This window comes from Streptomyces sp. NPDC048411, from assembly GCF_040704695.1.
Lineage (GTDB): Bacteria > Actinomycetota > Actinomycetes > Streptomycetales > Streptomycetaceae > Streptomyces.
The window spans coordinates 1-21255 of record NZ_JBEZKL010000128.1 but is presented as its reverse complement, the minus strand read 5'-3'; the positions used below and the strand labels follow the sequence as shown (position 1 = coordinate 21255).

Annotated in this window: 18 protein-coding genes and 7 pseudogenes; 16 read left to right on the top strand and 9 right to left on the bottom strand. The window is 68.2% G+C overall.

The window, feature by feature from the left end; translation table 11 throughout:
* Positions 1 to 462: 462 nt before the first annotated feature.
* Positions 463 to 1596: pseudogene (locus tag AB0915_RS31440) on the bottom strand (hypothetical protein); the annotation flags it as partial.
* Positions 1597 to 1614: 18 nt separating this feature from the next.
* Here AB0915_RS31440 and AB0915_RS31435 point away from each other — a divergent pair.
* Positions 1615 to 2022, top strand: coding sequence for a hypothetical protein (locus AB0915_RS31435; protein WP_366694311.1), 408 nt, complete (start codon positions 1615 to 1617; stop codon positions 2020 to 2022).
* Positions 2023 to 2173: 151 nt separating this feature from the next.
* Here AB0915_RS31435 and AB0915_RS31430 read toward each other — a convergent pair whose 3' ends face one another.
* Entirely contained in the window at positions 2174 to 3367 is a 1194-nt protein-coding gene (locus AB0915_RS31430; protein ID WP_366694310.1) for an acyltransferase, read from the bottom strand.
* Positions 3368 to 3655: 288 nt separating this feature from the next.
* Here AB0915_RS31430 and AB0915_RS31425 point away from each other — a divergent pair.
* The 8 genes and pseudogenes from AB0915_RS31425 to AB0915_RS31390 form a co-directional block, all read left to right on the top strand.
* Positions 3656 to 4144, top strand: a pseudogene (locus tag AB0915_RS31425) (transposase); the annotation flags it as partial.
* 788 nt (positions 4145 to 4932) lie between these two features.
* The gene (locus tag AB0915_RS31420; RefSeq protein WP_366694309.1) at positions 4933 to 5688 is read left to right on the top strand and encodes an SDR family oxidoreductase; all 756 of its coding nucleotides are present in this window, start codon (positions 4933 to 4935) and stop codon (positions 5686 to 5688) included.
* 154 nt (positions 5689 to 5842) lie between these two features.
* A complete protein-coding gene (locus tag AB0915_RS31415) occupies positions 5843 to 6721 on the top strand; it encodes an ABC transporter substrate-binding protein (protein WP_366694308.1) in 879 nt (292 codons plus the stop codon).
* A gap of 258 nt (positions 6722 to 6979) precedes the next feature.
* A pseudogene (locus AB0915_RS31410) lies at positions 6980 to 7174 on the top strand (hypothetical protein); the annotation flags it as partial.
* A gap of 139 nt (positions 7175 to 7313) precedes the next feature.
* Positions 7314 to 7556, top strand: coding sequence for a hypothetical protein (locus AB0915_RS31405; RefSeq protein ID WP_366694314.1), 243 nt, complete (start codon positions 7314 to 7316; stop codon positions 7554 to 7556).
* Positions 7553 to 7657 carry an LPXTG cell wall anchor domain-containing protein gene (locus tag AB0915_RS31400; RefSeq protein WP_366694313.1) on the top strand — a complete coding sequence of 35 codons (105 nt, stop codon included), beginning with the start codon at positions 7553 to 7555 and terminating at the stop codon, positions 7655 to 7657. The genes AB0915_RS31405 and AB0915_RS31400 overlap by 4 nt, the downstream gene beginning before the upstream one ends.
* 203 nt (positions 7658 to 7860) lie before the next feature.
* Positions 7861 to 8763 (top strand): endonuclease/exonuclease/phosphatase family protein, encoded by a 903-nt coding sequence (locus AB0915_RS31395; protein WP_366694307.1) that lies wholly within the window; start codon positions 7861 to 7863, stop codon positions 8761 to 8763.
* A gap of 45 nt (positions 8764 to 8808) precedes the next feature.
* Positions 8809 to 8961, top strand: a pseudogene (locus AB0915_RS31390) (cupin domain-containing protein); the annotation flags it as partial.
* 57 nt (positions 8962 to 9018) lie between these two features.
* Here AB0915_RS31390 and AB0915_RS31385 read toward each other — a convergent pair.
* From AB0915_RS31385 to AB0915_RS31375, 3 genes and pseudogenes are all read right to left on the bottom strand, one after another.
* Positions 9019 to 9272, bottom strand: a pseudogene (locus AB0915_RS31385) (IS5/IS1182 family transposase); the annotation flags it as partial.
* Positions 9259 to 9480, bottom strand: a pseudogene (locus AB0915_RS31380) (hypothetical protein); the annotation flags it as partial. The pseudogenes AB0915_RS31380 and AB0915_RS31385, both read right to left, overlap by 14 nt.
* A gap of 112 nt (positions 9481 to 9592) precedes the next feature.
* On the bottom strand, positions 9593 to 10351 hold the full coding sequence (locus AB0915_RS31375) for a GntR family transcriptional regulator (RefSeq protein WP_366694306.1): 759 nt from the start codon (positions 10349 to 10351) through the stop codon (positions 9593 to 9595).
* Positions 10352 to 10574: 223 nt separating this feature from the next.
* Between AB0915_RS31375 and AB0915_RS31370 the strand changes: the two genes are divergently transcribed.
* From AB0915_RS31370 to AB0915_RS31345, 6 genes are all read left to right on the top strand, one after another.
* Positions 10575 to 11723: an extracellular solute-binding protein gene (locus AB0915_RS31370; protein WP_366694312.1), complete on the top strand. Its 1149-nt coding sequence runs from the start codon at positions 10575 to 10577 to the stop codon at positions 11721 to 11723.
* On the top strand, positions 11720 to 12658 hold the full coding sequence (locus AB0915_RS31365; protein ID WP_366694305.1) for an ABC transporter permease subunit: 939 nt from the start codon (positions 11720 to 11722) through the stop codon (positions 12656 to 12658). Before AB0915_RS31370 ends, AB0915_RS31365 begins: the two co-directional genes overlap by 4 nt.
* On the top strand, positions 12646 to 13473 hold the full coding sequence (locus AB0915_RS31360) for an ABC transporter permease subunit (RefSeq protein WP_366694304.1): 828 nt from the start codon (positions 12646 to 12648) through the stop codon (positions 13471 to 13473). Before AB0915_RS31365 ends, AB0915_RS31360 begins: the two co-directional genes overlap by 13 nt.
* Positions 13470 to 14606 carry an ABC transporter ATP-binding protein gene (locus AB0915_RS31355; protein ID WP_366694303.1) on the top strand — a complete coding sequence of 379 codons (1137 nt, stop codon included), beginning with the start codon at positions 13470 to 13472 and terminating at the stop codon, positions 14604 to 14606. The genes AB0915_RS31360 and AB0915_RS31355 overlap by 4 nt, the downstream gene beginning before the upstream one ends.
* Positions 14607 to 14729: 123 nt before the next feature.
* Positions 14730 to 15419, top strand: a complete 690-nt coding sequence (locus tag AB0915_RS31350) for an HAD family phosphatase (protein ID WP_366694302.1) — start codon at positions 14730 to 14732, stop codon at positions 15417 to 15419.
* 4 nt (positions 15420 to 15423) lie between these two features.
* Positions 15424 to 17292 (top strand): phosphocholine-specific phospholipase C, encoded by a 1869-nt coding sequence (locus tag AB0915_RS31345; RefSeq protein WP_366694301.1) that lies wholly within the window; start codon positions 15424 to 15426, stop codon positions 17290 to 17292.
* 577 nt (positions 17293 to 17869) lie between these two features.
* Here the strand turns inward: AB0915_RS31345 and AB0915_RS31340 are convergent.
* Positions 17870 to 18868 carry a class I SAM-dependent methyltransferase gene (locus AB0915_RS31340; protein ID WP_366694300.1) on the bottom strand — a complete coding sequence of 333 codons (999 nt, stop codon included), beginning with the start codon at positions 18866 to 18868 and terminating at the stop codon, positions 17870 to 17872.
* Positions 18869 to 18881: 13 nt separating this feature from the next.
* Positions 18882 to 19982, bottom strand: coding sequence for a type III polyketide synthase (locus tag AB0915_RS31335; RefSeq protein WP_366694299.1), 1101 nt, complete (start codon positions 19980 to 19982; stop codon positions 18882 to 18884).
* Positions 19983 to 20154: 172 nt separating this feature from the next.
* Here AB0915_RS31335 and AB0915_RS31330 point away from each other — a divergent pair, with 172 nt between their 5' ends.
* Positions 20155 to 20421 (top strand): helix-turn-helix transcriptional regulator, encoded by a 267-nt coding sequence (locus tag AB0915_RS31330; protein WP_366694298.1) that lies wholly within the window; start codon positions 20155 to 20157, stop codon positions 20419 to 20421.
* 30 nt (positions 20422 to 20451) lie between these two features.
* Here the strand turns inward: AB0915_RS31330 and AB0915_RS31325 are convergent, their stop codons facing one another.
* Positions 20452 to 20880 carry a hypothetical protein gene (locus tag AB0915_RS31325; protein WP_366694297.1) on the bottom strand — a complete coding sequence of 143 codons (429 nt, stop codon included), beginning with the start codon at positions 20878 to 20880 and terminating at the stop codon, positions 20452 to 20454.
* Positions 20877 to 21161: pseudogene (locus AB0915_RS31320) on the bottom strand (IS5/IS1182 family transposase); the annotation flags it as partial. The pseudogene AB0915_RS31320 and the gene AB0915_RS31325, both read right to left, overlap by 4 nt.
* Positions 21162 to 21255: the final 94 nt, after the last annotated feature.

Here is a 21255-nt window from a genome sequence, read left to right as displayed (position 1 = left end):
GGTTGAGGTTTTTCCTGTGGTGTGCTCTCCGATCGGGGGGGGGGCGGGGGGCCCGCGGGGCGCGCCCCCCGGCAGTGCGATCAGACCTAGTCGTCGCCGGCGTACGCATGCCAGTCGTGTTCCCCGTACGCACCGTAGTGGCGGGTGAAGGACAGCTTGCCGAGCAGCTTGGCGATCATGATGCACTCCTCTCGCCTGTCTGAGCCCTCGCAGCCGAGGGTTCAGCAAAGAAGTTCCCGCCAGCAGACACATATGCCATACTTCCACACTTGCCATATGTGTCATATACAGAGCATCAGCCGCACGCATGGATATAAGGCACGCGCTTGCGGGCTGGGCCCGCAGCCAGTCAACGTCGCCCCGGTGCTGGAGGTCAGTGCCGCCCCGGCCGCGAGGTGAACCGCCCCGGTTCGAGTAGAGGCTCGATTTCACGAAGGATCGAGTCATGGCACGACCTTCCCGTTACCGTTCCTCAAGACTGAGCGGGAGTGAGTCCTGTTGCCAGGACCCGTGCTCAGCCGGACGCCCCGAACGGTGTTGGGCGTCCTGGTTCCCCGCGTTCTCGCCACACCCGGCGTCAGCGCATCGTGTGCGTGGTCCGGGGATGCGGGGGAGGGGTCCCTCACGCCCTGGGATACCCGAGTGGGCCTGGACGGTCCGATGCCCCGCACGATCGCTCTGGTCGTGCGGGGGCGGTGCCATCCGTCGCCGGATCGGGTGCCCCAGGGCGCGCCTTCCGATCGCCACCGCTGCCGCGTGATGGCGAGTGGTCTTCCTGGTCTTGCTGGTGAGGGGCTTCTGCCAGTGCTGGGCGCCCCATCTGGAGGTGTAGGCCGGGTCCACGGCGACGACGGTGATACCGAGCTCGACTGCCATTGATACGAGCCGTGCCCGCAGCTGGGACACGGGCATGCCGGAGATCAGCTTGCGAAACCGCTTCCTGTGGCCGTGCTTCTCGCGGGTCTTCTCCGCTGCGAAATCCAGGTCCTCGATCGCAATGGACAGGCCGCGCCGTGCGGCCCAGTGCAGGAGGCGGATGATCGCGTGCCGGACCTGGGCGTCGCGGTGGTCCGCGCTGCCGGACAGGTCGTAGTCGAATCGTCGCGGCTGGCCGACCGGGTTGCCGTGCTTGTCCAGCCGCCAGGCCGCCAGGTGGTCGGCGTTGGTGTCCACGCCGATCAGCCCACCAGCGCGGGCCGTCTCCAGCGGAACCGTCTTGACCGGCGGGATCGCCCACGACGCAGTGAGGTACCAGCGCCCGCGAATGGCGTCTTCGTGGATGCGGTAGGCCACAGCCCGGTTCGCCTCGACACGGTCGCGCCACTGCTCGCCCCGGTGCGGAAACGACACTCTCGCGGCGAGCACGTACCGGCCGTGCTTTGCGTTGGCCAGATGCTCCAGCGGCGCGGGCAGCTTGAGGGAGACCTCTCCGGCGGGTGTGACGTGGATGGTTTCGTTGCCGTAGCGCTTCCCGGACTCGCCGTCCGCGGCGAGGAACCGGCGCTCGGCCTCCCAGCGCTGCCGCCACTCCTGCTCGGTCAACTGGGCAGCGGCCAGGTTGCGGCGGTTGTTGATCAGCCGTTTACCGCCGCGCACGCGGCCGCTTTGCAGGCGGTGACCGAGAAGCTCGGCATCGGCTCCCGCGAGACACTGCGGAACTGGGTGAAGCAGCACGAGATCGACGCGGGGACACGACCGGGGACGACGACGGAGGTGTCCGCCCAGCTCAAGGCGCTGAAGAAGGAGAACGTCGAACTGAAGCGGGCCAACGAGCCCCTGAAGGCCGCGGCAAGTTTCTTCGTGGCCGAGCTCGACCGGCCACACACGCTCGTAGCGCTCATTGACGAGCACCGGGACCGCTTCGGCGGCGTCGAACCGATCTGCAGAACCCTCACCGAGCACGACTGCAAGATCACCCCCTCGACGTACTACGCCCACAAGAAACGCCTCGAAACCCGCCCCGATCACCATCGGGACAAACGCGGTGAAGTCGCCGCCTCACACGGCAGCGATCACCGCTGAAGAATCGAGGGTTCGGTGTCACGCTCCGGCTCCTGCGTGGGAAAGAGCAGGTCCATCGCCTTGGGAATCCGACACGGCACCCGCGGTACCAGCGAGGCCGGGAACCCCAGCGGTGGTCCGCTGGGGTTCCCGGCAGGAGCTTCCGCCTGGTTCAGGCGGCCTTCGCCCGGAGCGACCGGCTGAACCGGCGCACCAGCGGAGCCTCGATTACGGAGTAGAGCACCCAGGACAGCACGACTGTGCCGACGGCCGCCCCGACCAGGATCGAGATGCCGGCCGCGTTGGAGTACATCTCCGTGCCCAGTGCCTTCCGGAGCCAGGACAGCACCGTGTAGTGCAGCAGGTAGAAGGCGAAGGAGATTTCGCCGAGCCACACCATCGTGCGGTTGCGGAACAGGGTGAAGCGGCCCTCGATGTCCGCGGTCGCCGCGGCCGCGATCAGCAGCACGATCGGGATGATCATTGTGGCGCGCTGACCGTAGAGGAAGGGCACGTGGAAGGTGAGCCAGTACCCGCCGGCCAGCAGCAGGAACGACGGGATCATGCCGATGTTGCGCCAGCGCCCGTGCTTGACCGCGAGCGCCACCAGGATACCGAGGGCGAAGTCGAACATCCGGACCGGGGGCAGCACATAGCTGAACCAGTTCGCCGAGACCGAGAGGTTCTGGCCGCTGGGCACCAGCGGGGTCTTCGGGAACAGGGCGTACGCCACCGCAGGGGTGGCCCATACCGCGGCGATCGCCCCGATGATCCAGTACTTCAAGTGGCGCGGGTCCACGCGTCGGAGGACCGCCAGCAGCAGCGGGAAGCTCAGATAGAAGATCGCCTCCACGGCCAGCGACCAACTCGGCGAGTTCACGCTGAAGTTGGTGAAGTAGCTGGGCACCCAGACCTGGACCATGAACAGGTTGGCGACGGCCACGTGAGTCGGGGTGGAGGCGCTGGCGAACACCACCATGGCGAACACCCAGGTGACCACGTAGTTCGGGTAGATCTTGACGAACCTGCGCCGCCAGAATTCCGTCGCAGTGTCCGTGTCCCGCGCCGACCAGGTCAGCACGAACCCGCTGAGCACGAAGAAGAACGCTACGCCGAGCCCGCCGGCCTGGTCGAACCAGCGCGAGAGGCGGAACTCGGTGCGGTCGTCGGCCAGCAGCCGCAGCGACGGTATCGGCATGGAGGCGTGGACGGCGAACACGGCCAGCGCGGCGGGGAACCGCAGGCCGGTGAGGGACGGCAGCCGGGGTACACGGGCGGGCTGCGGTTCGGCGGCCGCACTGTTCGCGCCGGCGGGACGGCTCTCTCTGACCGGCGCCGAGCCGGTCAGTACTTCGTCAGTGGCCATGGGAAGTCCGTTCTCGGAGGCGGTCCTGCAGCAATCTGGACCTGCAGGTGGGAGCGGCGACGGGACTATCGAGCGGCCTTCCAGCGCTGCGTCCAGCGTCTGCGGCCCGGTCCCGGGAGTTGCAACGCTTTTGTACAGTCGCGCGCTCGCGGCTTACTCAACCCGGATGCACCGGCCTGATTCCCGAGTGATCGTTAGCCTCGGCGTTTCGGTTGCGGCGGGTCCAGCTGGTGGTCCAGAACGCGAAAGTGCCTTCTGAACTGGGACGATGAACCTTGTCGAGGGGTTCTGTCATACCAGGCGGAAGGCACTTTCTGCGTGCAGGGTATCGGTTCGCGTCCCAGGCTCTATGTCAGTGCTGACGGGTCGGGGGTGGTGGGGCATGCCGGGGCACGGCTGCTGGCGGATCCCGCCGACGCGACCGGGCTGACAGGTGCGTTCTCCACCGCGCTTGCCCCGCTGCGGCCACGTGGCACGGGGCATGACCCAGGCCGCATCGCCACCGATCTTGCGGTGATGCTCGCCGACGGCGGCGAGACCATCACGGACCTGGCCGTGCTGCGAGACCAGGGCGAAGTGTTCGGCCCGGTGGCCTCCACGCCCACGGCCTGGCGGCTGCTCGCCGGCATCGACGATGCCGTACTGGCCCGGCTGCGGTCGGCCCGCGCCGCTGCGCGGGAGACGGCATGGCTGCAGGCGGCCGAGACCGGTGAAGGCGTACCTGCCGCGCGGGCCGGCGGCCGTGAACTTCCCGGTCTGATCCTGGACATCGACGCAAACAGTGCAGCAAACCGGCAGCAGCTCGCAACCCCTTCCAGGCGCGTCCCTGGCGGGCGGCGCTAGCTGAGCCGATCCCGGGCCGCGACCGATGAACCCATGCGTCTGCAGGGCGATGGACAGCGCCGCCCGCCAGGGATGACCGAACAGGTGACGCTGGTCCGGCGCGTTCTCCTTGATCTCCCGCCTCACTCAACGTGATGCTAAAAGGGTGGCGTGGACGCTTTTGACACACGGATCTTCCTGCGGCCCGTGCCGAGCCGGGTGAGGACGCCGGGCGGTGCCGCTGCGCGCTCGGCATCCCACACCAGATCGCCGACCTGCGGTGTATGCGCGTTCATGCGCACCGCTGCCGGATGACGTCTGCCAGCCGGACCGCGACATCGCATCGCGGCTGCTAAGAGGAGCTCACAAAATGGGCGCCCGACTCGCGGCGTCTGGCACGCACGCTCGCCGCGTTGCCGAAATGCCCTAGTAGCTCCTTCCCCAAGCTCTCAGCTTCGTTCGAGCAGGGGGGACCCCATCCGAGGACTTTCCGGCGCCTTGCGATCGCACGCACCAGACGCCGCGCGCTGATCGGACTCCCATTTTGTGAGCTCATCCAAGGGATAGGCCCCGGCCGGAGCCTCGCTCGTCCGCCCCGACGGCTTCGTCGGCTGGCGTAGCCGCGGTGGAGTGCCCGATCCCGCGGCCGAGCCCAGCCGGGCACTGACCGGGCTCCTCGCCCGCGGACATTTCGATCGAGACCTTCCTCGATGTCAAGCACATGATGAGCAGGAGGTAAGCCCATGACTGAAGCAACTGGCAGGGTGGTATTGGTGACAGGGGCCAGCAGCGGAATCGGTGCGGCCACCGCGCGCCTTCTGGCCGCGCAAGGGATGCGCGTGGTGGTCAACTACCTCCGCAGCAGCACGGCAGCCGAGGAGGTCGTGGCCGACATCGAGGCCGCAGGCGGCCAGGCCGTGGCCGTGCAGGCCGACGTGCGCGAGGCAGCGGCGATCGAGAGCATGATCGAGCAGGTCCAGGCGACATGGGGCGGCATCGACGTGCTCGTACACAACGCGCTCATCCCGTATGCGGTCAAGTCGTTCCAGGACATGACGTGGGAAGAACTGGGAGGCAAGCTCGACGCCGAGATGCACGCGGCGTTCGCGGTCACCAAAGCCGTCGTGCCCGCCATGACCGAACAGGGCTGGGGACGCATCATCTATCTCAGTACCGGCCTCAGCCGCCGGCCCCGGGAGAACATGATCGCAGTGGGCACGTCCAAGGCCGCGCTGGAACAGTTCGCCCGGTACCTCGCCCAGGAATTGGGCCCGCGGGGCATCACGGTCAACGTCGTTGCGCCCGGCCCGGTGGAGGACACGCGCATGGCGGATGCGCTCGACGAAGAGCTCAAGCAGCGGCAGGTGGCCGCTACCCCCCTGGGCCGCCTGGCACACCCGGGGGACGTCGCCCAAGCGGTCGCCTTCTACGCCGGCGAGGACAACGCCTTCATGACCGGCACCACGGCCGCGGTCAACGGCGGAATGTCCATGGACTGACGCCCCGTCCCTTGCGCATCGGGCCATACTGTCCCGCTCCGGCCCACGGCGGCACCGCATCCGGCACACCGTCACCTCAGCACCATGGACCCCACCGGCCGGGCCCGCGGCACGCGTGGGCACACGGTGGTGACACGATCAAGGAAAGACACTCATGCACACGATCGATCTCGCCTACGTCGGGCGGGGCCTGCACGAGGAACTGGCCGCCTACATCGCCGACCAGCAGGACTACTACGCCGACGAGGGCGTCCACGTCGCGCTGCGCGACGGCTGCACCTGGGACGAGGAGCGGCTGCGCCACGGCGCCACCATCGGGCTCGGCCGGGCCCTGCTGTCCCGACTGACTGATGGCATCCCCTGGGTCGCACTCAATGTCAACACCCACCGCCCGCTGTTCTGGTTCCTCGCCCGCCCCGGCCTGGCCTCCCTGGCCGACCTGGCCGGCCGACGGCTGGCGGTACACGCCCCCCACACCGCACCCGGGTGCTTCGCCCGGATCGTGCTGCGCCAGGTCGGCCTCGACCCGGACCGCGACATCCACACCATCGTCCGCCCGCCCGGCGACTACGGCATGGACCTGCGCTGGCTGCACGACGGCAGTATCGACGCCGCCCTGGTCGGCAGCACCATGGCACCGGAGGCGGTAGCCGCCGAGCACGGCTGGCAGGTGCTGGCCTTTGTCGGCGACCACTTCCGGATCCCCACCGTAGGCCTGGCCGTCGACCCCACCTGCATCCACCCGGACGACCCCGCGGTCCAGGCCGTCCTACGAGCCCACCGGCGCGCCCTGCAGGTGATCCACAACGAACCCGACACCACGGTGCGGCACATGCGGACGTTCCTCGGCCGACACACCGCAGACGAAGTCCGAGCGCACTACGAGAGGTTCATCGCACCGTACTTCACCACCGACGGCCAAGCCGACCTCGCCGCGGGCGTCACCGCGATCACTGCGGTGGCCGCCGAACTCGGCGTCCCCGCCACTGTCACCGCAGCCGAGTTCTACCGCACCGCAACCACCACACCCTAGGTAGTCGGCTTGCCATGCCAGGTCCATGGCGGCCTGGCGGCGGACGGCCGCGAGCCCGTCGCGATTTGGACGGATGGTCAGTATGCGGGCGCGGCCCATTCTCTGCGTGCGGTCTGTCGGGGCGCCCACGGTGGAGCCCGGCGGCTCGCAGGATACGGCGGACGGTGGCTGTGCTGATCAGGTTGCCCCTGCCGAAAGCATCGGCGCGGCCTTCACCTCGCATCGTTCAGCGGGCGCCTACGGGCATCCGTAACGATCTTGACCCGTAATCGTAAGTACGAGAACAATGATCGGAGTTGCCAAAGGATCTTCACAGCTGCTCCGCAGGGAGTCACACGCCATGCGCATAACCACGACCGCCGCAGCGGGAGTGCTCGGCGGTGCCTTCATTCTGAGTACGGCGAGTTCGTCCTCGGGGACGACATCCACTTGGCCGACGTCGAGGGTGCTGTGGTCGTCGGCGGCAACGCCGACTTCCCTGGGGGCTTCAGCATCGGCAACAACTCTCAGCCGCCAAGACCGACGTCCTGCCGGGCCGGACATCGCTCGTGGCCACGGCGATCTACTCAACGGCGGTTCGGCCACCGCGGTGATGAAGGGGAACGTGGTCGTCGACGGCAAGGTCAAGGACTGCGCCGTCGAGTTGCACGATGGCACCTTCGGCCAGAAAGCCGACCTCATCGACTTCGAGGGCGAGTTCGCGAAGCTCCGGGCGCGCCCCTCAGCTCTCGCCGACAAGCCCGTGACCGTCGGCGCCACGGCCGAGCTGGACGGCGTCCGGCGGGACGCCGTCCCGGAGCGCGGCGACCGGTGGTGGGGGGCGATCTGGCCTTGACCGGTAGCAACGGCACGATTCCACTGGTCATCGGCAGTGCCGTGGTGCTCGCGGCAGGCGCCGGTCTGGTCGTGGCGGGCCGTCGCCGCAAGCAGGCCTGACCGTCCTCCGCCCTCCGCCTACTCCTGCCCGGCCCGAACGCGGGGCCGCCCACTCAACCACAGGTACCGCTGGCGCTCTGATCCGCATCGGTGCGGCGCCGGCGAACACAAGCTCTTGAGGAGTCTCTTCAAATGATCGGAACGGTGGGGAAATGACCTGGCGTGGACGGACAGCCGCAGTATTGGTGGCTCTAGCTGCTCTCATGGCCTCGGTGGTACCGGCCGGTGGGGCCGAGAACACTTCCGCCACGTACAACGTGTGGCACTGGAACGTCGCGGGCAACACCATGCATGCCGGCTCGGTCACCGACGGCATGGTGGACAACACCGTCAAGTCCGTCCTCAACCGCGATGCCGACTTCGTGTCCCTTAACGAGATCTGCTTCGGCCAGTACAAGGCTGTCCAGGCGAAGCTGTCGGCGGCCGGCTGGCCGCAGGACTCTGGCACCTTCTCCCGTTTCGCCGCCACCCGCGACCCCGACCCGGGCATCTGCAATGGGGCCGAAACGTTCGGACTGGCCCTGTTCAGCAGGCAGCCACTGGGCGATTCCCAGCAGTACGTTCTCCCGTGGGACGGCAAGAAGGGCACCCGCAAGATGCTCTGCGCCCCCCTGCGCGACGTGGCGCTCATGCGGTTCTGCACCGTCCACATCACAACGAGCAACGCGGTGACCGAGGGCACTCCCGACAACGTGCGGCAGCTGGACGCGGTGCGCGCCCTGCTGGACGGCTTCGACGCGGCGGGCGAGACCTACATCGTAGCCGGAGACTTCAACGCGCAGCCGAACTACGGCCGTATGAACGCGTACTACGCGCCGTCGGCGGACACACCGCAGAACCCCGGCAACACCGGGAACCACCGAGAACTCGATGATGCCGACCCCGCGTACTGCCCCGGGTATGGGGAGCCCACGGTGGAGGTGACGGGAGGAACCGCTCCTCCGTGTGGCACCTACCCTAAGATCGACGAGATCTTCGTACGGGAGAACCGGATCGCTGGAGCGTACAGCGCGGACGCCCTTGCTCTTTCCTACAGTTGTGAGGGCGGGACTCCGTGTTCCGACCACCGGGCACTGACCGGCACGGTGCGGTTGAGCATCGGATGACCCGAGCCGCCTGGGGCAGGGTACGCGCGCGTACCCTGCCCCAGGCTGGTTGTCGACGGCACCGAGCACACTCTGGAGGCCGGGCAGACCGCCACCTTCGACGGCGACACCGCACACACCTACCGTGGATCCGGGACCGATACCTGTCACCTGATCATGACGGTCCACCTGCCGCCCGGCCCCGCCGCCGCACCCTGATCTCTATCCCGTACGTGTGGCTGCAGGGACCTCGACGACCGCCGCACGGGCCGGTGATGAGCGGCCGGCCTTCTCCTCGCCGGACGGGGCCTCGGTGATGCAGCCGTCCACGAGATCTCGCCCAGGTCGAGGCCGATCATCCGGTCGTAGGCGTCCAGTGCGAGAGCGTGCAGTGTTTTGGAAATTCCTTGCTGGGACCACTCTCTGAGGAGTCGGCGGATGGTGCGGTCGGAGCATCCGGGTGTGGAGATCCGCTCGTAGCCGGAGCTGTGGACCAGCGCGAGCACGACGTGCTCGAAGATGGAAGGCATAGATGTCCATGATCCACAGCTGCTGGGTGCTGCTGGCCCCCAGATCCGCGCCCAGCTTCGGCAGCGCCGGCAACAGCACAAAGACATCGATGGAGACCAGCAGTGTGGGCAGTGCCGGCACCGCCGGCCCGGCCCGCTCCCGTCGCCCGGCCCCCTCGGCGCCCAGCCCGATTGCCGTGCTCGCCCTAGTCACACATACGTCACACATCGTCGACCAGCGCCGCCGCGACCGCGGTGCCCGCGAAGCCGACCGAGCAGTCACCCGCGCCGCCCTCGTCCTCAACGGAATCTGGAAACGATCACTGCCGAGAAAACGTCAGTCAACCGCGTCGGCGTGACAGTGCCGTCGTCGCCACTGAATTGTGCACGGTGAAGGCAACCGTGCCCGGCAGAAAGCGGTCGTCCGACCACATCAACGGTCTTCCCGCCTGATCCGTGGCCCGCCGCCGCTCCCGCATCAGCGCCGCATCCGGGGCACAGCCGAGCAGGCGCGCATCGTCAGCATCGGCGTAGACGAGGTCAATGGTGTGTTCCGTGTCTGCGAACACCACCCCTTCCTCAGTCAGCGGATCGGTGTGCGAGATCTCGTGGGGATCCAGGCGCTCGATCAGGGCACCGATGCGCTCGGGATAAGTCGTCCGCTCGATCATGACCGGAACGCGCGACAACGTCCGCAGCCGGAGCATCCGATAGATCAGTGCCCCAGGCTCGAGGCCGAGTTGCTCGCATTCCAACGGTTCTGCGGGACGGCGTTCGATGTCTATCGTGCGGCCGCCCGGTTCTTCTCCGAGCGCGCGTGCCCAGCGGGTGAAGCTCAGCAGTTCGAAGAAACTCTGCGTACGTGACGTGCCCAGGACGACGCGCCGCGTGCCGCGCCGGGAAGTGACCAGGCCGTTGGCGCGCAGCACAGCCAGTGCCTGACGGACGGTGCCGCGTGACACGCCGTACTGCTGGGCGAGTTGCTCCTCACTGGGCAGTCGGCCGTCCGACCCGCATCTGCCGGCGGCTATGGCCTCGCGCAGGTCGGCAGCCAACTGTCGGTACCGGGCTCCGCTGGTACCACCCCCCGCGACTGCCATGTCGCTCTCCTTTCCTCAGTCGCCCGTCGACGCTCTGGCGTGACCCTATCCGCTCCCCAAGCCTGGCTCATCGGCTAGGTCCTTCCGTGGAGTGGAGGTCCGTGATCTCTTCCCGAGAGGCTCCTCCGCATGTTCGTTGGCGTTCATCTTCCGTACACCGCCCCCCGAGGTAATGAGTGAAGTTGTACAGCCAACTTGCTCCCACCAGGAGGCTCCAGTGAGACTGCACTACGTTCGCTCCATCGGCCTTGCCTGCGCCCTTGCCACGGCCGCACTGGGACTCAGTGCATGCGGCTTGACCAGCGCAGATGGGGCAGGCGGTAGCGGAAGCAAGGCCGCCACTGCCACCTCGGCAAAGGACTTCGGCGGCATGGACGCCCTCGTCGCAGCCGCGAAGAAGGAGGGCAAGTTGAACGCCATCGCCCTTCCTCGTGACTGGGCGAACTACGGCCAGATCATCGACACCTTCGAGAAGAAGTACGGCATCAAGGTCGAGGTCGAGAACCCCGACGCCTCCAGCCAGGACGAGATCAACGCGGCCGCCTCCCGCAAGGGCCAGGGTCGCTCCCCGGACGTCATCGACGTGGGCAGGGCCTTCGCCATCAGTGCGGCCGGGCAGAACCTGCTGGCGCCCTACCGCGTCTCCGCGTTCGACCAGATTCCGAAGACCCAGAAGGACGCCCAGGCCCGCTGGTACAACGACTTCGGCGGATACGCCTCGATCGGGTGTGATGCGGCCCGTGTCAAGAAGTGCCCGAAGACCTTCGCCGACCTGCTCGATCCGCAGTACAAGGGCAAGGTCGCGCTGACCGGCAACCCGACGAAGTCCGGGTCCGCCTTCGGCGCCGTGTACGCGGCGGCGCTCGCCGACCACGGTTCCTTCGACGACATCGGACCGGGCCTGGACTTCTTCACCCGACTGAAGAAGGCCGGCAACTTCAACCCCGTCGAGTCGACTCCTGCGACCATCCAGAAGGGCGAGACCCCCATCAGCATCACCTGGGACTACCTCAACGCGGGTTACGCCGACGACCTCCGCGCCAAGGGCGTCGACTGGAAGGTGAGCGTCCCGACAGCCGGCGTGTACGCCGAGTACTACTCCCAGGCCATCGTGAAGTGGGCACCGCACCCGGCCGCGGCCCGCCTGTGGCAGGAGTTCCTCTACAGCCCCGAAGGCCAGAACCTGTGGCTCAAGGGCCACGCCCGCCCCGTGCTCATGCCCGCGATGCAGAAGGCCGGCACGCTCGACACCACCGCCGCCGCCAAGCTCCCGCAGGCACCCGGAGGCACGGCTGCGTTCCCGACGGAGGATCAGCTCAGCAAGGCCAAGCAGGCAGTCATGCAGGGCTGGGGCCGGGTCGTCAGCGGATGAACGCCCTCCAGACGGTCGCCGCAGACGACAACCCCACCCGCCCCTCCGACGGCAGTCCCCATACCGATACCGGCTCTGCCCGACGGTGGCGCCTGCCGCGCTCGGCAGGCTGGCTGGGCGCCGTTCCTCTGCTCGTCTTCGCCGCGGTGGTGTTCGGCCTGCCCGCCGCGACGATGGTGTTCGGCGCCTTCATGACGCCCGAGACCATGCCCGGCGGGGCCCGCTTCACCGGCGCCAACATGAGCGCCTCGCTGCACGGCCCCTATGTGACCGCGCTCATCGGAAGCATCAAGCTCTCAGCCGTCTCCGCGCTGATCGCCGCGGTTGTCGGTCTGCCAATCGCCCACGCGGTCGTGACCTCGCGATTCCGCGCACTGCGCGAGGCAATCCTCGCCGGTGCGGGCGTGCTGGCGAATTTCGGCGGTGTGCCGCTCGCTTTCGCGTTCGTCGCGACGCTCGGCAACGCCGGGGTGCTGACCACGCGCTTCCACCTCCTCGGACACGGCTGGAACCTGTACGGCTTCTGGGGCCTGACCCTCGTCTACCTCTACTTCCTGATTCCGCTCATGGTGCTCACACTGGCCCCCGCTCTGGAGGGGCTGCGCCGCCACTGGCGCGAGGCTGCCCACAACAACGGCGCCAACGCCTTCCGGTACTGGATGCACGTCGCCCTGCCGATCCTCATGCCATCGCTGCTCGGCGGCTACGTCTTGCTGTTCGGCACCGCGTTCAGTGCCTACGCGACCGCCGCCGCGATGGTCGGCAGCTCGGTACCGCTGGTCACCATGCAGATCGCGGACGCGCTCTCCGGCGACGTCCTGGTCGGCCAGGACAACGTCGCCTTGGCGCTCGGCGTCGACATGGTGCTGGTCGCAGGGCTCGTCATGGCCGTCCAGGTGCCCTTGCAGCGAAGGAGCACGCGATGGCTCGCTTGAACAGGACCGGATACGGGCGCGGCGCCGTGCTGCTGCTCACCGGTATGTACTTCCTCGTCCCGATCGCATGCGCCATCAGCTTCAGCGTCGGAATCGGCGGCCCACGCCAGAGTGTTGGCCTCGACGCCTACACCGGCATATTCGGCGCCGACGGCTTCGCCAGCAGTCTCACACTGACCCTGAAACTGGCCACAGCCACCATCGTGCTCGTTCTCGGGCTGCTTGTGCCCGCCTTGGTCACGGTGCGGCTGGCCGCTCCTCGTCTGCGCGCGCTCGTTGAGATCGCGTGCACGCTGCCGCTGGTCGTACCCGCTGTCGCCCTGGTCGCCGGAATCAGTACGGTGCTGCGCTGGGGACCCGACCATTTCGCCGGCACCCCCCTTTTCCACGTCATGGTCGCGCTCCAGGCCCCGGAATTCCCGCTCGTCCTGGTGCTCGCTTATACGCTGATGGCGCTCCCGCTGGCATACCGCACGCTCGACACCGGGCTGTCGGCCGTCGACCTGCGCGTGCTCGTCGAGGCCGCGCGGTCCTGCGGGGCCTCATGGCCGCGCACCCTCGCCCACGTGGTGCTGCCCAACCTTCGCGGGGCGCTGCTCAACACGGCGTTCTTGACCCTGGCACTCGTGCTCGGCGAGTACACCGTTGCAGCGGTCCTCGGCTACCAGCCGTTCGCCGTGTGGATCGTCGCCATCAGCGGCTCGCAGGCGCAGATGTCGGTGGCCGTGTCGATGGTCGGCCTCCTCGGCACCTGGATTCTGCTGCTGGCGATCAGCGCCACCGGACGCACGCGCCGCCCCAAGGAGACCTCATGACCGACCTTCTCACCGATCCGACAACCATCAGCCCGACACGAGCCGGCTCCACTGTGGAGTTCCGGGGGCTGCGCCGCGCCTTCGGCACCACGACGGCACTGGACGGACTGGACCTGGACGTCCGCCCCGGCGAACTCCTGGCACTGCTCGGCCCGTCCGGCTGCGGTAAGACCACCGCACTGCGCACGGTCGCAGGCTTCGAACAGCCCGACGCGGGCACGGTACTGGTGGACGGCGAGGACATCACGCGCGTTCCCGCACACCGCCGCGACGCGGGCATGGTGTTCCAGTCGTACAGCCTCTTTCCGCACATGAACGCCATCGACAACGTCGCCTTCGGGCTGCGGATGAGCGGGATGCGCAGAGCCGAGCGGCGGACTCGCGCCGCGGAACTCCTGGAACTGGTCGGGCTGGCGCACCACGCCGCCCGCTACCCGCGCCAGCTCTCCGGCGGCCAGCAGCAGCGCATCGCGCTGGCCCGGGCCTTGGCCCTGCGGCCACGCGTCCTCCTGCTCGACGAGCCGCTGTCGGCGCTCGACGCACAGGTACGGCAGACACTGCGCGAGGAGATCCGCCGCCTCCAGCAGCAACTGGGCATCACCACCCTGTTCGTGACACACGACCAGGAAGAGGCACTGTCCATGGCCGACCGGGTCGCGGTGATGCGCGCCGGGAGACTGGAGCAGTGCGCACCCCCCGCAGAGCTGTATGAACGCCCCGCAACCACGTTCGTCGCCGAGTTCGTGGGAGTGATGAGCCGCATACCGGCCAGGCCGGGGGCGGACGGCAGGACCGTACGCGCGTTCGGCCGCACGCTGCCGATCCACGGGACGCTGCCGGGCTTCGCCGGAACCGACGGCGGAAGCGGCGATCTGGACGTACTGGTACGGCCGGAAGCGGTCGGGGTCACGGCGGACGACGACGGCGCCTCTCGGATCGTGGGCGCAGCGTTCCTGGGCGCGACGACGCGGCTCACCGTGCGCCTGGCCGAAGGCACGGAGGTCATGGCGGACGTGCCTGCTCACTCGACGGCCGCACTCCCCGTCGGTGCGACGGTGACGCTGACGCTGCCGGACCGGCCGGTGCTGGTGGATCGCCACCGCCGGGCGGACGGCCGTGGCCATGGAAGCTGACGCCTCCAGCCACCTCCGCGACCCGACAACACCTTCGTCCGCGACCCGTCCCGCCGACCTGCCGGCATTCGTCGCGAAGAGCCCCCGCCCCCACCTGATCGCCACGCACCGGAGAGACATCCCTTGAAGCATCGCAGTCCCACCCCCGGCCGTCCCGCCGCTGTGCTGTTCGACATGGACGGCACACTCGTCGACACCGAACGGTTGTGGTGGGCCGCGGCGGAACAGATCGCAGACGCCATCGGGCGGCCCCTGACCGATGCTGACACACCGCATGTGCTCGGCCGCCCGGCAGCGCACACCGCGGCTCACCTCCACCGCACCGGCGGCCCCGCAGCCCCTGGCCCCGGCGTGCTCGCCACCGACCTGGACGCGGCGTTCGCCGCCCTGGTCGCCCACGACGTCGTCCCGCGGCCGGGCGTACTGCGCCTACTGGAGGAACTGGCCGCGGCGGAGGTCCCCACGGCGATTGTCTCCGCATCGCCGCGCCATGTCGTCGACCTCGTACGCAAGTCCCTGGGCGAGGAGCGGTTCGCCTTGACACTCGCCGTCGAGGACACCGTCCGCACCAAGCCTGCACCTGATCCCTACCTCGCGGCGGCCGCGGCCCTCGGCGTGGATCCGCGCGCCTGCGTGGTCGTCGAGGACACGCCCACAGGTGTCGCCGCAGCCGAGGCCGCCGGGTGCGCTGTGCTTGCCGTTCCCTCCACGGTACCGATCCCGTCCGTGGCCGGGCGGACGGTCCTCGACTCCTTGGAGTGGGCAGATCTGAGCTTGCTCGCATCCCTGCGCACGTCCACGGAAAGGAACTGACACCATGGACGACATCCGCCACGTGGTGATCCTCATGCAGGAGAACCGCAGTTTCGACCACTACTTCGGCACGCTGAACGGTGTGCGCGGGTTCGACGACCGTCAGGCCCTGACGGCCCCGAACGGGGACAGCGTCTTCCGCCAGCCCGCCCTGTCCCGGCCCGATGGCGGCGTCCTGTTGCCCTACCGGATGGACTCGACGAAGTTCAACGCGCAAAACGCCGACGGCCTGCCCCACGACTGGGAGTCCGGGCACGATGCCATCAACAACGGCGCGATGAACCGCTGGACCTCCGCCAAGGGGGAGCAGAGCATGGGCTATCTCACCCGTGAGGACATCCCCTACCAGTACGCGCTCGCCGACGCGTTCACCGTCTGCGACGGGTACTTCTGCTCGCTGGCCGGACCTACCAGCCCCAACCGCCTCTACCTGTGGACCGGCACGGTCGGCCCGGGCCGCGACGGCACGACCGGGCCGTGGATCGACAACACCCCGCTGCCCGAGAGCCCGGTATGCGACTGGACGACCTACGCGGAGCGCCTCTCGGCAGCCGACGTCTCCTGGCGCGTCTACCACACACCCGGACTGGACGAGCGCGATGGAAACTACGAGGACAACGCCCTCGAGTACTTCCGCCAGTTCCATGCCTTCGACAGGGACGACCCGCGTTACATCAACGCGATGACGAAATGGGACCTCGCGGCTTTCGACGCGCACTGCAAGGACGGTACGTTGCCGACGGTGTCCTGGCTGGTCTCGCCGTACCTGTTCTGCGAGCACCCGACTGCCAGCCCCGCATACGGCGCGCACTGGGTCGACACCGCTCTTCAGTCGGTGTTCGCCAACCCCGATGTGTGGCGTCACACCGCTTTCCTCGTCATGTACGACGAGAACGACGGCTACTTCGACCACGTTGTACCGCCCCTCCCACCCGCGGGCACCCCCGAGGAGTTCGTGGACGGGCAGCCGATCGGGCTGGGCAACCGCGTGCCGCTGTGGGTGATATCGCCGTGGTCGCGAGGCGGCTGGGTCAACTCCCAGGTCTTCGACCACACCTCCGTTCTGCGCTTCCTGGAGCTCGTCACAGGCGTGCGGGAACCCAACATCTCGCAGTGGCGCCGCGCCGTTTGCGGAGACCTCACCAGCTGCTTCGACTTCACCCGGCCCGACTTCTCGATCCCCGCGCTACCCGACACCCGCGCGCTCGTGGAGCAGGCCGACGCGGCGAACGAACTGCCGCCCGTGGAGCCGCCGGCCCCAGGAACACAGGTCATGCCTACGCAGGAACCCGGCGGTCCTCGCCCGCACCGGCCGCTGCCCTACCGCCCATGGGCCGACGTCACGGTGGACCGCGCCACCGGCAAGGTCATCTGCACTCTCGCCAACGAGGGAAGCGCGGCCTTCCACTTCACGGTGTTCCCCAACATGGTCCGGCCGTTCGCCGGAACGCCTTTCACCGTCGCGCCGCAGAGCACCGGCACCCATGTGTGGGACACGGTACCCACCTGCGGGCGCTACGACTTCACCGTCCACGGTGCCGACGGCTTCCTCTGCCGCTTCGCCGGGAGGGTTACCGCAGTCGATCAGAACGACACCGCCGCGCCCCAGGTGACAGCGGTCCTGCAGGGCAGTAAGCCGGAGAACGCGTCGGTCGAGTTGCTGCTGGCCAACGAAGGAGGGACGGCAGTACGCTTCACGGTTACCCCGAACGACTTCGACGGCGTGGAACTCACTCGGCTGGTAGGCCCGCGCGAGAAGGTCTTCTTGACCTGGCCCACGGACGACGGGCGGTACGACATGAGCGTCACGGTCGACGGTGACACCGGCTTCGCCCGACGATATGCCGGAACAGTGCACGCGACCCCGACGTGAGGTCCGCGGGTGAGGCGGCGCTGCGCGCCCACAACGGGGTCCTCGGCGGACTGATCAACGAATACCGCGACGGTACTGACGGCCCAAGCCGGAGCCACACGAAAAGGGGCAGGTCAACGGCGTAGCGAGGGTTTTGGAACCCTACAAGGGTCCGCCGCCGAGCGGCGGACCCTGCGCATCACCGAAAGACCACGGACGCGGGGGTTGGTAACTGGTCGCGGGGGAGCGTGCATAAGGTCGGTTTAGCTCGATCGTGTGATGGTGGGCTCGTGGGCTCGTGGGCTTGTGGTGCTCTGGGGTGGTCGGGGTGACGTCGCCGTGTGATCTGGGACGCCGGGTGCGGTGTCAGTGTGCGGGGCCCCTGCTCCACCGGAGTGATGGTTCAGGGCCTCTCCGTCGCCTCTGGCCGCACCCACTTGGCCAGGTCGCATAGGGAACTGGCCTCCCGGGATCGGACCACGCACGGGATGCGTGTCGCTGCCTCGGGGTCGAGTACGCCGGGGACCAGTGCGCCCAAGACCGTTCGGGGCGTGCCAGTGCGCGGACTCGCTCCCGCTCACTGCTCAGGGTCGGTGGACTACCGGGCGATGATCAAGGTGGCGGGGGACGCGGTGGGGTGGAACGACACTTCCCCGAAGCCGGCGTCGGCGAGCCAGGCCTGATAGTCGCCACGCCGCCAGGTCCCTCCCCGCTTGCTCTTGAGGAGCATTTCCGAGGCGAACAGGAGCGGGAAGGAGGGGCCGCTGCGGTCGTCCTCGACGACGTAGTCGCAGACGACGAGGGCGCCGCCGGGTTTGAGGGCGTCGCGGAGCCTGGCGAAGACCGCCACGTTGTCCTCGGGCCCTTCCTGGTGGGCGATGTGTGAGTACAGCGCCACGTCGTAGGCGGCGGTGTCGAGTTCGGCGGTGTGGAAGTCGCCGTCCAGGCACGTGAACCGGTCGGCCAGGGACTGCTGCGCGAGCAGCCGGCGGGCGATGGCGTTGATGGGTCCCCAGTCGAGCTGCGTCGCGCGGGCGGCGGGGTTGAGCCGGAGCCAGACGGACGAGAAGATGCCCGACCCGCCGCCCACGTCGAGGATCGAGAGGTCTTCGCGCTCGGCCAGGCCCAGCACGTCGGCTGCGGTCTGTGCGGCGGTGACCGACAGGCCCGCGATGGCGGTGACGACCTTCTCCCAGTGGGGGTTCTCGGCCACCTCCACCATCGGGTCCACCAGCGGGCCCCCGGCGCGGAACACCTCGAGCCGGCCTGCCAGTTTGTCCATCTCGGCCAGCTTGAGCTGCGCGAAGCCGCTGATGTCGGTGGGCTGCCCTTCGACCAGGTACAGCTCGGCTTCCGGGGTGTTGCGGTAGATGCCCTCGTGCGTGTGGAGCAGCCCCAGGCCGACGAGCCCGTCGAGGAGGGTCTGCACACCGCGCTCGGCCATGCCGGTTTTCGCGGCCAGCGCGCCGGCGGTGTCCAGCCCGCCGTGGATGAGTGTGAACAGCGAGTGCTCCGTGGCCACGCCGAGGAGGCCGGTGGCCCAGTAGCCGCTGGCGATCTCCAGGATGCGGCCGGGGGAAGGCGGGTTGCCCGTCATCTTGTCCTTCTCCTCACAGGGATGCCGGCACGGCCTGCCGGCGGAGGTCCGCGGTGATCGTCGGCGCCTCCACGCGCCAGCTGCCGACGGCCATTTCGGCGGTGATGCCGGGGCCGAAACCTGCGATCGCACCGGTGGCGTTCGCGGTCATGGTGTCTTCCTCGAACAGCCTGCGCAGCGCGTCGAATACGACCGCGCTGGCGATGTTCCCGTATTCCGTGAGCGTCGCCGAGCTGTGCCGGAACATGTGGAGATCGACGCCCAGGAACGTGCTCAGATCGGCGAGGATGCGCGGGCCGCCGGCGTGGATGATGTAGAAGTCCAGGCCGCCGATGTCCCAGCCGTGGCTGCCGGCGAGTTCACGCAGCACCGGGGCGAGCGGCTTCATCGTCCCGGGCACCCGGCGGTCCAGCTGGAAGTGGAAGCCGGTGGACCGCACGGCGTAGGAGATCCAGTCCTCGGTGTCCGGGATGATGTACGAGGCGTTGCGTTCCAGCGACACGCCGGTGCCGCCGCTCCCGCGCACCACGGCGGCCGCCACCGCGTCGCCGAACAGCCCGTCGGACAGCAGCGAGCCGATGCTGTCGTCGTCGGGCTGGTAGCACAGCGAGCACAGTTCGCAGGAGACGATCAGAACGTTGCTCAGCGGGTAGGCGGTGCAGAAGTCGTGGGCCCGGTTGATCGCGGCGCCGCCGGCGGCACAGCCCAGCTGGGCGATGGGTATCTGCCGGGTGTCGGTGCGGAACCCCATGTTGTTGATCAGCCATGCGGTCATCGACGGCATCATGAACCCGGTGCAGGACACGAAGATGATCGCGTCGATGTCCCGGGCGGTCAGCTGGGCGTTTGCCAGGGCCTCTTCGATGACCTTCGGGCATCTCTTCTTGGCCTCGACCTCGAATATGCGGTTGCGTTCCTCGAGGCCGGGATGGCGCAGCGTCTTCTCGATCGGCTGTACGATGTGCCGTTTCTGCACACCCGTGTTCCTGATCAGCCGAAGCGCCAGTGGCAGCTGTGGCTTCCCGTGGTGGGTCTCTTCGGCGAACTTCAGGGTTTCTTCCATGGTGATGATGTATTCCGGTACATCCACCGACGGTTTGCATAGCGTTGGCATATCCGTGGAGTCCACCTTCTGAGAGGGCAGTACGCGCGGATTTGCCGGGTTTCTCCCTGTCTCGGGATTGACGTGCTGGGTAGGGCAGTTGGCGGGGGCCTGCCGCTGCCATCGCGGCCTGGGATCGAGACAGAAGGCTGTCGCAGCCAGGGCTCTGCGACATACTGCGGTCATGAGTGAGGAATCGGCACGGCTGGCGCGAGCCCTCGTCGAGTTCCGTGAAGCCGAAGGTATCTCGCGGTGCGAACTCGCACGACGCACCTGGCTCAGTCACGCGACAATCAGGACCTTCGAACGCGACCGTGGGGACCTGCCCACTCCGACCGTTGCCCGCAGGTTCGAGGAAGTCCTCGGCTGGGCTCCGGGCAGCATCAAGGCCACGCCGTCCGAGGCGACGACCCTTGAGCCATCGGCCGATTCGAGTTCAGACCTCGAGTAGACACACTGGTCAGGACTGCTTACCGCACGGCTAGGGTCGTGGCAGGGCGAACAGGCCCGGTTCGGGCTCGGCCAGGATGTTGCGCCCGGTCAGGCGCTTGAGCTTCAAACGGACGTTGTTGATGTTGTTCGGAGCCGGGTCCAGGTCCATCGCCTCGCACACGCCCCGAGCCCGTAGCGGACCGTCTGCCTGGGCGAACACCGCCATGATTTCCTGGTAGGCCGCCCCGTCCGGCAGCTCCGGGGCGGACGCCGACGGCGCGGGCGGGTCCGGATCGGGCAGCTCCAGCAGCGTCTTGCGGGTGATCCGCACTTCCTCGACGGCCCGGCCGAGCTCTTCCAGCACGACGGTGAGCCGCGTGATCTGCTCACGGGTCGCTTCGGCCTGCTCGGCGATCTCCCGCTCGCGCTCCTCCAGACGTACCAGCACCGCCCCCAGGGTCAGCTCCCCACTGGTCACGCGCCGCGCCATGACGTCGCGCTGCCGGTCAGCCGACGGGCCATCACATCGCTTATCGCCCAGTAGACCCGGGACTCGGCCGAGGCGGGGCGGTGCTCGTAGTCACGTACCAGCCGCCGGTGCAGCATCAAGATCCCGTTCGTCTGCTCCACCCGCCAGCGGATCGGCTGCGGGACAAACCCGGCCTCGGCCGGGTTGCGCTCGACGACTTCGACGTCGATGCCCACCTGCTGACCGTGGTTCACGACGGTCTTCTTGAACCCCTGATCCACCAGGGCCTTAGGGCCTGTTCCGGGTTGAGATCTAGATTTTCGGTTTTCTGCCCCGTGTCACCTTCCGTGCTGGTAGAAGGCTGGTGTGACGCGGTCTGAAGTG